This window comes from Persicitalea sp. (genome assembly GCF_041751555.1).
Taxonomy (GTDB): Bacteria; Bacteroidota; Bacteroidia; order Cytophagales; family Spirosomataceae; genus Persicitalea.
Genome location: NZ_JBGSXF010000537.1, coordinates 1 through 11,626 on the forward strand (window position 1 = coordinate 1; position 11,626 = coordinate 11,626).

Here is an 11,626-nt window from a genome sequence, read left to right on the forward strand (position 1 = left end):
CCCAGCACATCGTCCTTCTGCGACTTCTCTACCTGCGAATAAAGCAACGTGGCTTCCCATGGCTCGCCTACCAAAAGATAAATATCGCCCAGGTCAAGCTTGCATTTGTCCACAAACTCCTTCTCGGTTTTCCCCGCTTCGATAGCGCGGTTCAGGATTTCGATGGCCTTGTCCTTCTCGTCGAGGTAGAAGGCGTGGAGGATGGCCATGTTGCGCAGGGCTTCCAGGGTGCGGGGGTTGGTACCCAGTTCGTCCAGCAGCTTCTGGTACTCACCGATGAGTTTTTGCACCTCGTCTTTCTTGACAGGATAGGTGTTTTTGACCTGCTCCTCGCGAGAACTAATGGCCATGCGGCGGGCGAAGGGATAGAGTTGCCCCTTGGGGTATTCCTTCACGATGTACTCGAACATATCGGCGGCATTCTCGTAATCCTTGTTTTGCAGGGCCAGGTTAGCGAGGTCGAAAATGCGGGTGCCGCTGTACTTGAAACGCTTGTCAAGGGCGCGTTCCTGCACGAAGGCTTTGTAAAAATCCTTGCGCTGCACTTGGTACCAGACGAGGAGTTCGTTGTAGAAAGCTTCATTGGGGTTCTTCTGGATTTTGTCGTAAAGTACTTTTTCGAGCATCGCCTGCTCTTTTTCCTCTTTCAAAAAATCCTGTAGCATGTTCTGAACTATCTCGGTATTTCGGAAGAGAATGCCGTACGAAAGCAGCTCGGCGATCATCGCTTCGGGTTCGTTCAATTCGCGATATACGCTCGCCATTTCCAGGCGGTAGAGGTTCTCATTATTCTGAACCTCGCGGGCGCGCTGGAGCGTTCGTTGAGCCCACTCTGGCTTCTGTGTCTCGCGGAACTCCTCCGCCAAATCGCGATACAGATCCACGCGCGGTCCGAACGCCTCCACGGCTTCGGCGTACCGTTTTTCCGATTCGGCCTCTTTCCCCTGCGCTTCCAGTAACATTCCCCAGTTTAGAAAGTACCAGGCGGCGTTGGGATTATCACCCTTGACCTGCCGCTTGAAAAATTTCTCGGCGTCGTCCCAGGCTTTCGTTTTGGCAAGGCAACTTGTATAATTTTTTAGCGCCCGCTTCTCGAAGTTTTTTTTCAAAATCTTCTCGTAGTAGGTCACGGCCTTCTCGCATTCCTCCTTTTTGAAATACTCCTCGGCCAACTGCTCATCCGTCTGACCGTAGGCCGCGCCGCTCCCAATCAGCAACGCCAGCAAGGTTATCCACGCAAAAACCTTTTTCATAAATAATATAATTAATAAATTTTTACTATTAAGGTTAAATTAGGCCTGTGGATATGTGTACAAGTTTGTTATCCACTCTAGATCCACTTCAGCCATCCGGCCCTTTGTGTACAAGTTAGGCATTTATCCACGCACTTTCGCGGCTTCTCCACAACTAATTCCCTGTCTTTCAAGTGAGCCTTACTTTTTCCACAAATTGCTGTGAATTGTGGAGGGATAACTCGGCGGAGGTTATCCACCATTCCTGAAGTGCATCAACAGCCTGTTAAGTCGCGGTTAGCTAGTAGGTTTTCCACTTGGCGTTTGGGGAAGCGATCTTTTCCACACTAATCTATTCTTTTCCACAGGGTTTCCCACAACGATCAGGCCATTATCCACATAGCCCACACGTTTTCCACAGGGTTATGCACATAAAACGGCATTTCGGGAAAAACTAATCAGTGGATTTGGCAGGTAGTGTGAAATTGTTGTCGTCAAACTCGAAGTTGGCTTTGATGACGACCGGATCGGGGAAATAGTAAATCCGCTCGGGCTGACGTCCCTGATTGTAAATACCGGGATCCCAACGCCGATTATTGTTGCGGTCGGCGATGACACGCAGTTGGTACTTGCCCGGCGGTACTTGCGTGAAAGAATACGGAGTCGAATAAGCTGTGCGCACGACTTTGAATTCCTCATTGATCAATTCCAGAATAAAGTGCGCTCCCGTATCCGCCAGGATTTCCCCCCGCAGTATGCCGTAATCCTCTTCCTTCAAAACGGGAAAACGGTAGGTGACGGCCGGAGTGGAATCACCCTCCACGCTAGTGATGGCTCCCCTGGGAATGATCCATTTGATGGTATCGCGGGCGGTCGCCTTTCCCTCGATGGTGAGTTCGTTGCGGTACCTGTTCCAGCGAGTTTTCATGCCCGCGAGCGGCTGCTTGCTTAGGCTGTCGTTTTGGAGTTGAATTCGTTGCGTGTCCAGCCGGGCGATGGGTTTGTTGAAATTAAAAACCAGTTTGAAATCACGCGCCAGCGGTTGACCGTTGCCGGGAGTTGTCGTGAGATTGGTCGGGTCGAGTTGCTTTTCCTTTCCACGCTGGGCCTGGAAGGAAATCTTCTGCTCTTGCTCCACGATTTGGCCGAGGGAATCCTTGGCGACGACGAGGGCGAGCGTGGTGTCAGCGGTACTGTTTCCTTTGAAGAATTTGAGTTGTGTCGGGTTTTCCAATACATAGGCCAACGGCTCGCCGCGCAAGAATTTTACGCTAACACTATCCATGCTCTTATTAAATATCAATGTGTAGTCATTGACTTTTGGCGAGGTACGTTGAATGCGTGGCACGGTCACGTCGGACAGGTACAGTTGTAGATCGTAGTTCACCGAATCGGAGCCAACCCGGATGGCGGAGTCGAGGAACGCTACGCGCTCGTCTTTGGTATTATAAAGTTGGTTGCGGTTTTTGTCGTCGGTGGCAATGAGACGGTAGTTGTTCACCTGCACGTTTTCGATGGCGTAACGCCCGCTGCTGTCGGTGCGCGAAAAATAGTAAGGCTTCTGCTTTTCGGGATTGATCGTATCCTTGATTTGGTAGAGTCCCACAAGGGCATCGAAAATTGGTTTGTCAGAGCGCAGGTCAGTGACGGTGCCGTAAATCCGGGCGGAGTCGATGGTCGGCCCAGTGCTAAAAACCAGCTTGAGATTTTGGACAGGATTGCGCTCGGCGAAGTCTTTGATGCCATCACCGAAGTTGAAAGTGTAGGTCGTACTATCGGCAAAATTCTTCTTGAATTCCAGGAGAATCGAAGTACCCTTTTGCTTATGTGTGTAGGGGTTTTCTGTCTCGGGTGTGATGATGAGTTTCTGCTGAATGTTGTCCACGATCACGTACTCGTCGAAGAACAGTTCGATCTCCTTTCCTTTGAAATTCCGGGTTTCGTTGGGTGGATTCGATTCCAGCAAGGTCGGTGGCGTTTCGTCTTTCTTCCCACCCGTAGGGGCGACTTGCTGAGCGCAACGAGTGAGGACGATGAGGGAAAGCAGGAACAGCAAATATTTTTTCATGCAAGATTTTGGATTTGAAAAGCTCTGCAAGGTAGGCAGAAACGGGTCGGTCACTTAACTAAAAAACCCCCAATACCAACGCGCGGTATCGAGGGTCAAATATAATGAGTGATTCAGTTTTAAGGTTTTTTAAAGCTGGATACCATATATACTGTAGATTTGTCACGCCCCAATTGGTCGGCGATGACTTGGCAGAATAATTAAGGTAGCGCGCTGGCTACGTTTTGCCAAGAACATAAATCAAACTGGAGGTATTAGGCGAACCATCGGCTGATTTGCGCCCTTTCCAATTAGATGCTGTTCCCCGCCAAACGCTCTGCGGCAGACTCGTTTTCCCTGATTGGTAGCGCGTACTCAACAGTCCGACATAATAGGCATCGAACCACATTGGCAGAATTTCCTGCACTAGGAAACCGTGCTTTTTCGCCAATTGCTGCATAGACTTTTTCGAAAAATGATATAGGTGACGTGGCACATCGTAAGCCGCCCAGTTTTCTTTAAACGCTTGAGCGTCGTCCGATTCGGGATTAGGAACGGCAATGAACAACTTTCCCTTTGGGGCAAGGTGCTCGTGCAGCCACGCCAGCGTTTCATTCAGGCGATGCACGTGTTCCAGCACGTGCCACATCGTGATGGCGTCGTATTTTTTGTTGGCAAAAAATGAATCTTCGATTGTCTCGTAAATGTCCTCCCCTACCCGATTTTGCCCAATGTCGCGTGCTTGCGAATTCGGTTCTGTTCCGGTGACTTGCCACCCGGCGGCTTTGGCCTGAGAAAGAAAAAAGCCTGCGCCGCTGCCGACGTCCAGTAAATTATCTTTCTTTTCTACGGCTCGATCCAGCAGATTGATCTTTTGTTGCGTCGTGTGGTCTCGCACTTTATTATAGATAGTACTCATCAAGTCACGTGCTTCGTCGTGGTGCGAAATGTACTCGGCGGATTCGTAGTACTGCCCGATTTCTTCGGCGGGTGGACGCGGATTTGTGAACTTGAAACCACACACACCACAAGCCACTATTTGGAATTCGGCCTGTGAAACGGTGTGATCTTTTACTTTTAAAAAATCGTCGAATTGCGCCGATTGGCAAACCGGGCATCGGGTAAGCGTTTCAAGAATCATCGGCCAATATGAATCATAAGTACTGAAATATCCGATCGGCTGACGCCGCTGATGCGGGAGGCCTGTCCGATGGTTTGGGGTTTGGCCTTCTTCAATTTCTCGCGACCTTCAAAGGACAGCGCCTGCACTTTGTCGTAATTAAAACCTCCCACGATGGCGAGGTCCTCCATACGGCTCATCTTCTCCACCATCATTTGCTCCTTCTCGATATAGCTATCGTACTTGACGTGAATCTCGGTCTGCTCGATGGCGTCGTTCTCGAACTTATCGAGATAGTCCGAAAATTGCGGCTGCATTTCCCTGATTTCTTTTATAGTTAATTGAGGTCTTTTCAAGAGTTGATGAAGCGTCGTCTTGTCCCTGATGTGCGAAGTATGGTAGTTTTCCAATTGTGAATTCACCTCTTCCGGCGTCACCTTGATCTTCATCAATTCTTGTACCAATTCTTCCGTCTGCGCGATCTTTCTCTTAACATTTTCCAGACGTTGGTCGTCGGCAAGACCCACCGCGTGACCGCGCTCGGTTAAGCGAATGTCGGCGTTGTCCTGCCGAAGCAGCGTGCGGTACTCTGCTCGTGAGGTGAACATCCGATAAGGCTCTTCGGTACCTTTATTAATGAGGTCGTCGATCAAAACCCCGATGTAAGCCTCCGACCTTTTAAGGACAAATGGATCTTGCTCGCGGATTTTCAAGTGTGCGTTCATGCCCGCCATCAAGCCTTGACAAGCCGCTTCTTCGTAGCCCGTAGTACCATTGATTTGTCCGGCGAAATACAAGTTCTCAATCAGGTGTGTTTCTAACGTCAACTTCAATTGCGTGGGCGGGAAGTAATCGTATTCGATGGCGTAGCCAGGACGGAACATTTTTACCTTTTCGAATCCTGGAATCTCCTTTAAAGCCCTAAGTTGAATGTCTTCGGGCAAAGAAGTCGAGAAGCCATTGACGTACACCTCTATTGTGTTCCAGCCTTCCGGCTCTACGAAAATCTGGTGGCGATCTTTGTCGGCAAAGCGATTGATTTTATCCTCCACCGATGGGCAATACCGTGGCCCCAATCCTTTGATACGCCCCGAGAACATGGGCGATTTGTCAAAACCCGTTTTCAGAATATCGTGGACTTTTTGATTGGTATAAGTAATCCAACAACTCCGCTGATGCGTGAGCGGCTTAGTGCCGGAATAGGAAAACTTACCCGGCTCTTCATCGCCAGGCTGTTCTTCCATGAGTTCATAATTCAGTGAACGACCATCCACGCGTGGGGGCGTTCCGGTTTTCATGCGACCTGACTCGAAGCCCAGCGTTTCCAACTGTTCAGTGATTCCGGTAGCTGCCCGCTCCCCCGTTCTGCCACCGCCGAAGTTTTTCTCGCCGATGTGGATCAGGCCGTTTAGGAAGGTGCCATTTGTTAGCACCACACTTTTGGCTTTTATCTCAATCCCCAGACTCGTTTTCACGCCAATCACCCGACCCTCTTTTACGATTAGCCCGTTGACCATATCTTGCCAGAAATCGACATTGGGCGTTTTCTCCAAAGTTTCCCGCCATTCGTTGGCGAACATTTGTCGGTCGCTTTGGCAGCGTGGACTCCACATCGCCGGGCCTTTGGAGCGGTTCAGCATGCGGAACTGAATCATGGTTCGATCGCTAATAATTCCCGACTGCCCGCCGAGCGCATCGACTTCTCGTACGATTTGCCCTTTGGCTACTCCGCCCATTGCCGGGTTGCACGACATCTGTGCGATGGTGTGCATGTTCATTGTGACTAGTAAAACTTTCGACCCCATGTTGGCGGCAGCAGCGGCGGCTTCGCAGCCTGCGTGTCCTGCCCCTACTACTATCACATCATATTCTTCAAACATCTCGATTTAAATTGAAAAGAGTCTCGACTTTCCGCCGAGACTCTGAGTTTTTGTGAAAATTCACAAGTGTTCCACGTGGAAATTTTATTGGTATTTGTAGTTCTTGAGATAATAATCTTCTTTATCACGAATTTTTTCTTTATTCAGATCAGTGTCGTCCTTGAATCCACAAAGATGGAGCACGCCATGAACCATCACCCGACGGAGTTCCTCATCCTCTTTGACCTCGGCAGTGGCAGCGTTTTCATTGACTCGGTCGATGCTAATGTAAATCTCACCCTCGATCTGCTTCTCATCGTCACTGGTATCGAAGGTAATAATGTCTGTGTAATAGTCGTGATCCAAATGTTCGCGATTCATGTTGAGCAAGTATTCATCGGAACAAAAAATGTAGTTGAGGGAGTTCAAATCGTGTTCCTCCTGATCAACTACGAATTTCAACCATCGTCTAGCTTTGGTCGGATTGGTAAGTTCATGATCCACGTCCTCCGCGAAGAACTGAATCAAGGATTTTAAAGTTGCCATAAATGTTTAGTGTGTAGTGAAAGATAAAATGGTCGCCAGCAACTGCATATAGCTGAAAGTTACTGGTGAACGGAAAATTACACAAACAATTACACAAAAACATAATAAACAGCTAGAAATGATGTAGTAACAGTTAATAAGCACAGCCGAAAATCTTCCAAAACCCTATTGACTAGAGCCATTTCGCCTGAAATATGCATCTACTTCACGTTTGTAGAAGGGAGAAAGTGTAGGAGGAATTGAACGCAGAAGTTCAGTTTGCTTTTCTTTTTCCCGAATGTATTGCTCGAAAGCAGGTGGTGGACGACGGACAATTTCACCCGCCGATTCACCTTTCCGTTTGTCATCTTCACCCTGCTCCCGCATCGCCTTTTCAGATTCAAGCAACCGAGTTACGATTTCCTGGTTACGTTTGATCAATTCCTGATTGACGCGCTTGTTGACCAAGTCCGTTTCTGACTCTTCCATTTTCTCCATCAATTCCTTCAACTCATTTCCAAACTTCTGGCCGTTTTCGGTTCCTTTCTGGGAGTCCATCAGTTCCTGAATCATCTTACGAATCATGGCTTGTTCAGCGGCCATACGGGCGAGTTGTTCGGAAGACCCGCCTTGTCCCTCTTGACCCATGCCGCTCTTGCCTTTACCCATTTGTTTCATCTGTTCGTTCAGACCCTGCTGTCTTTCTCCGGCACTAGGGGATTTCCCTTTGCCTTTACCCTTTCCCTTGCCTTTTCCACTGCCGGGCATTGCCATTGCCATCGCCATTTGCTGCTGCATCTGCCGGAAAACGTCGCTCAACATGAGCGCCAAGTTGTTCATGGAAGTCATGGCAAACTGTTGCTTGGAAGTGGCGACGTTCAGGCGGCGGTCTTTGATATTCGTGACGCTCTCGCCCATGTAGGACTTCATATCGTTCAGTTCACGGGTGATGAACGACTGGATTTGGATCACGCGATTGGCCAAAGTATATAGACTATCCTCAATAATTTTGGCGTCGTCCTGTAATTTCAATTGTTCCTGACCCAACGTCACGAAGCGCGGGTCTTGTAAATTCACGCCCTTGAAATCCTTCATCAATTTTTCCTGGTCAAAAGACAGCGTAATGAGGTTTTCTAGAATGTCTCTCAGGGCGGCGAGGTCTTCTTCCATCTGCTGCATTTGGGCGCTCATCATGGATTCAGACATGGAAGACGACATTTTCTTCATCGACTTCGCCGCCTTTTTTTGGGCCTCTGATGCCTCCGAGTTTTTCTCTTCATCGAGCTTTTCATTGCCCTTATCCATTTGCTCTTCGGCTTCCTCCTGCTCCTCCTCCTGGGTGTCGGGATCTTCGTCAATTTCCTCCCCCATCTTTTCTATTTCGTCGAGGTCTTCCTTTGTCTTCTCAAACTCTTCCTTAATCTTTTCCTGCTCTTTTTTCAGTTCTTCATTCTTCGCTTTCTTATCATCGGCGTTTTTAGTCTTCTCGTTTTCCTTCGATTTTTCCGCCAGCTTTTCCTCCTTGTCGGCAAGTTCTTCCAACTTCTCGACTGCGTCCTCCATCTTCTGATCCATCTGCATTTTCTTGAAGAGGTTCAGCGTCCGTTCCAGTTCTTTTTCAAGGTTGTTCTCCTTGTTGCGCAGTTGTTCGAGCATTTTGGTCATGCGCTCGCTCTGCTTCTTTTCCAGTAGTTTCTCCAGTTCTTTATATAGCTTGCTGGTTTCGTCGTCCATGAGATCGTCCATCAGCTTTTGCAATTGATCCAGCTTTTTCTGGGTTTCCTCGTTCTGCTGTTTGAACTGATTCGACTTCTCGTTAGTCGCTTTGTTTTGATCTTGCAGGGAGCGGACTTGCTCCATCAAATCTTCGCGTTTCTTGATAATGTCCTCGACCTGTTTGCGTTCCTGGAAGTCCAGGTCTTTGTTAGTCTTCAGTCTCTTTTCAAGATTTTCAAGATCCTTCTCCAGACTCTGCGCCTTTTTCAGAGCGTCCTCCATCTGCTTCTCGGTCTGCTTAGCCGATTTCTCGACTTCTTCCTTCAATTTGTCCTTGCTAGGCACAGCAAAATTGATTGTCCGAGAACGGGCGCTTTTCGGGCCATTGACGCCGTCATTGTCCCACACCTGCGCGTAGTACTCAATCTTGTCGCCGGGAGCCAGTTTCAAACTGTCCACGTACCACTGGAAGTAGAAGCTCTGCGTGTTGACCGTCTTGTTAAAAGGTACGTTGATGCTTTTCAACGAGGCAGTTTTGTTTTCTTCCGGCTTGTCTTCCCGGTGAATCGAGTAGAAGACTTTCAACTGAGAAAAACCGTAGTCGTCGCTGATGGAACCGCCCAGAACGAGGTAGTTGTACAACGTCGTATCCTGGAAATTTTCTAAAGAAAGTACCGGATGCTTGTCGGGAATAACGTTGATATAATAGCCAATTTTCTCGGCGTTGGGCGTCTCGTTGTTTTGCAACAAGACCTCATATTGCGACGAGCGGCGCATCGACTTCTGGTACTGAAAACGCTTTTCGTCTTTGTTTTTAGCCTTGTACAGCAGCGAGTCTTTCTCAAATTTCAGACCCAGCGCATTCGTGGCCGAGGTATTGAAATTCCACTCGACCACCGTGCCTTCGGGGACAGTCATGTTACCGACGTTGGCCAGACCCTCGGCGGGTTTATTGAGGTAAGCTGGATAACGCAGGTTGACATCGAAAGAAAGCAAACTCGGCCGCTCAATGACCTTCAAATCATAATTTTCGGAAGCAAAACCCGCCGCATCGAAAGAGAATTGGACGTTGCGTTGCACATTCTTGAATGTGTAGGAAAACTCACGATCGCCCTCTTGATTGAGCTTGAAGCGAGTGCCGTTTTGCACCAGATAAACCGCTTGGGGTAAAGCTTCACCTTTGAGGGTCAAATCCAGCTTGAAATCTTCGTTGCGGAATGCTCTCAAATCTTTGTTCTTGACCTCGAAAGTAAAAGGCGCGTAGGTGTAGTTTTTCTGGAAGTGAATGATGCGATCAGAGCTGGACGTGAAAAAGCTGGGATTGAACATCAGAATCACAGCGATAGCCGCCAAAGGGTAAATCGCATACTTGATGTACTGCTTGTTTTCTTGAAAACGAATGGCATCGGCGAAGCGTACCACCAATAGCTGACTGGATTTCTGCCGAATGCTGGCGTCGATCAAATCCGTCTGCCGCCCGGAGAGGGATTGCAATTGCAACGTATTGAGGAGTTTGTCGCCAATTTCGGGAAAGTACTGGCCTATTTGCGAAGCGGCGGCTTCGTTTGAAATGGGCTGCCGCAGTCCGTACAAGTTTATCAGCGGCTGTATGACCCACTGGTAAAGTGAAAAAAGCAGCACCGCCAGAAAGCCGAAGAACAGCGTCCCCCGCAGTCCCGAGCTAAATCGGCCGAAATATTCCAAAGTATTGAATGCCAAAAAGACGCTCAGCAACAAAGCCGCCGAAAAAATAACGCCCTTGAGCAAACGATTTTGGTAATATTTCTGACGATATTCCTGAATTCTCAGGAGCAAGGTACTGGCTGAAGCTGCCATATGTTTTTTACGTTAAGGTTAATCTGTTTAGGTACGCAGCAATTATCGTGCAGATGCTGCGTGGCGCATTCTGCTACAAGATAAAAAGAAAAAGCCGAAGCGACAGAAAATTTTGTTTCTGTCGCTTCGGACAATTAACTCAATAAGCTGCGTGTTTGTTAAACGCCGATCCCTTCGTGATTATTGGCTTTCACCGAATGAATGAAATCGTGGACGTCAGCAGTAATATCCTGACTGCCTTGCAGGACGCGAATAAACGCGCTGCCGATAATGGCACCCTGTGCGTAGTTGCACGCTTTTTCAAAAGTGGCGTTATCCTTAATGCCAAAACCGATCAGACGCGGATTACGCAGCTGCATGGCGTCGATGCGGTCGAAATAGGCTTCCATGTTGTCGCTGACGCCCGACTGGGAGCCTGTGACGCTAGCGGAGGAAACGGTATAGATAAAGCCCGTGCTCATCTCATCAATTTGCCGGATGCGCGCTTCGGAGGTTTGCGGCGTTACCAGAAAGATGTTTAAAAGACCATGTTTTTCAAAAATTGTCTTGTATTCATTTAAATAAACATCCATCGGCATATCGGGCAAAATCAGCCCGTCCACGCCTACTTCTGCACATTTCTGACAAAACCTTTCGATCCCGAACTGAATAACCGGATTGACGTAGCCCATCAGCAGCACGGGCATCGTGATGCCATCTTCGCGCATCTCTTCCAACTGCTCCAAAAGCAGCCGCACTGTCATGCCATTTTCCAGAGCCTGCTGATTGCTGAGTTGAATGGTTTCGCCATCGGCTACGGGATCGGAATACGGCATTCCGATTTCTACCAGGTCGGCGCCCGACTCCTGTAAAGCAGACAGAACCCGACGGGTATCCCCTACTTGTGGAAAACCTGCCGTAAAATAAACGTTGAGGTTGCCGGAAGGCTGCAGTGCAAAAAGTGCTTCGATTCGGTTCATTCCTTCGTCCAGTAATCGACTACCAGTACTTTGTCCAGATGGGGGCTAAGCGTTTCGCCGAAAGCTTTATGGTCAGGGTGCGGCAAATACACGGCACGGTCTTCCTCGCTTTCAAAAGTCAAGAAGTAGGCGTGCGTATAGCCTTGGTTCAGGCCTTCTGGGCTATTGTTCATTCCCCATTCGAGCGATTTAATCTCATCGATTTTGGAGGGCAAAGCCAGGAAAGCGTCTTCGACCTCCCTGACCTGCTCGGGGGTGGAAGAATCTTTAAATTTAAAAAGTACGACGTGGCGGAGCATTTTTTCGGATTCGGTTGGTTCGAGGGTAGTTTC

8 protein-coding genes are annotated in these 11,626 nt (G+C 48.6%); all 8 read right to left on the bottom strand.

Annotation, left to right across the window (positions count from 1 at the left end):
* On the bottom strand, positions 1-1,253 hold a 1,253-nt coding region (locus tag ACEW8P_RS19140), incomplete at its 3' end, for a tetratricopeptide repeat protein (protein ID WP_373514681.1).
* A 433-nt stretch (positions 1,254-1,686) separates the two neighbouring features.
* Positions 1,687-3,300 carry an Ig-like domain-containing protein gene (locus ACEW8P_RS19145; RefSeq protein WP_373514682.1) on the bottom strand — a complete coding sequence of 538 codons (1,614 nt, stop codon included), beginning with the start codon at positions 3,298-3,300 and terminating at the stop codon, positions 1,687-1,689.
* A gap of 217 nt (positions 3,301-3,517) precedes the next feature.
* Positions 3,518-4,420, bottom strand: a complete 903-nt coding sequence (locus tag ACEW8P_RS19150; RefSeq protein ID WP_373514683.1) for a class I SAM-dependent methyltransferase — start codon at positions 4,418-4,420, stop codon at positions 3,518-3,520.
* Positions 4,417-6,279, bottom strand: a complete 1,863-nt coding sequence (gene mnmG, locus ACEW8P_RS19155) for a tRNA uridine-5-carboxymethylaminomethyl(34) synthesis enzyme MnmG (protein WP_373514684.1) — start codon at positions 6,277-6,279, stop codon at positions 4,417-4,419. The genes ACEW8P_RS19150 and mnmG overlap by 4 nt, the downstream gene beginning before the upstream one ends.
* Positions 6,280-6,363: 84 nt before the next feature.
* Positions 6,364-6,804 (bottom strand): rRNA maturation RNase YbeY, encoded by a 441-nt coding sequence (gene ybeY, locus ACEW8P_RS19160; protein WP_373514685.1) that lies wholly within the window; start codon positions 6,802-6,804, stop codon positions 6,364-6,366.
* A 165-nt stretch (positions 6,805-6,969) separates the two neighbouring features.
* Positions 6,970-10,335, bottom strand: a complete 3,366-nt coding sequence (locus tag ACEW8P_RS19165) for a DUF4175 family protein (RefSeq protein ID WP_373514686.1) — start codon at positions 10,333-10,335, stop codon at positions 6,970-6,972.
* Between the two features lie 158 nt (positions 10,336-10,493).
* Complete coding sequence (trpA, locus tag ACEW8P_RS19170) at positions 10,494-11,294, bottom strand: tryptophan synthase subunit alpha (protein WP_373514687.1); 801 nt, start codon at positions 11,292-11,294, stop codon at positions 10,494-10,496.
* Entirely contained in the window at positions 11,291-11,593 is a 303-nt protein-coding gene (locus ACEW8P_RS19175; protein ID WP_373514688.1) for a Dabb family protein, read from the bottom strand. Before ACEW8P_RS19175 ends, trpA begins: the two co-directional genes overlap by 4 nt.
* Positions 11,594-11,626 lie beyond the last annotated feature (33 nt).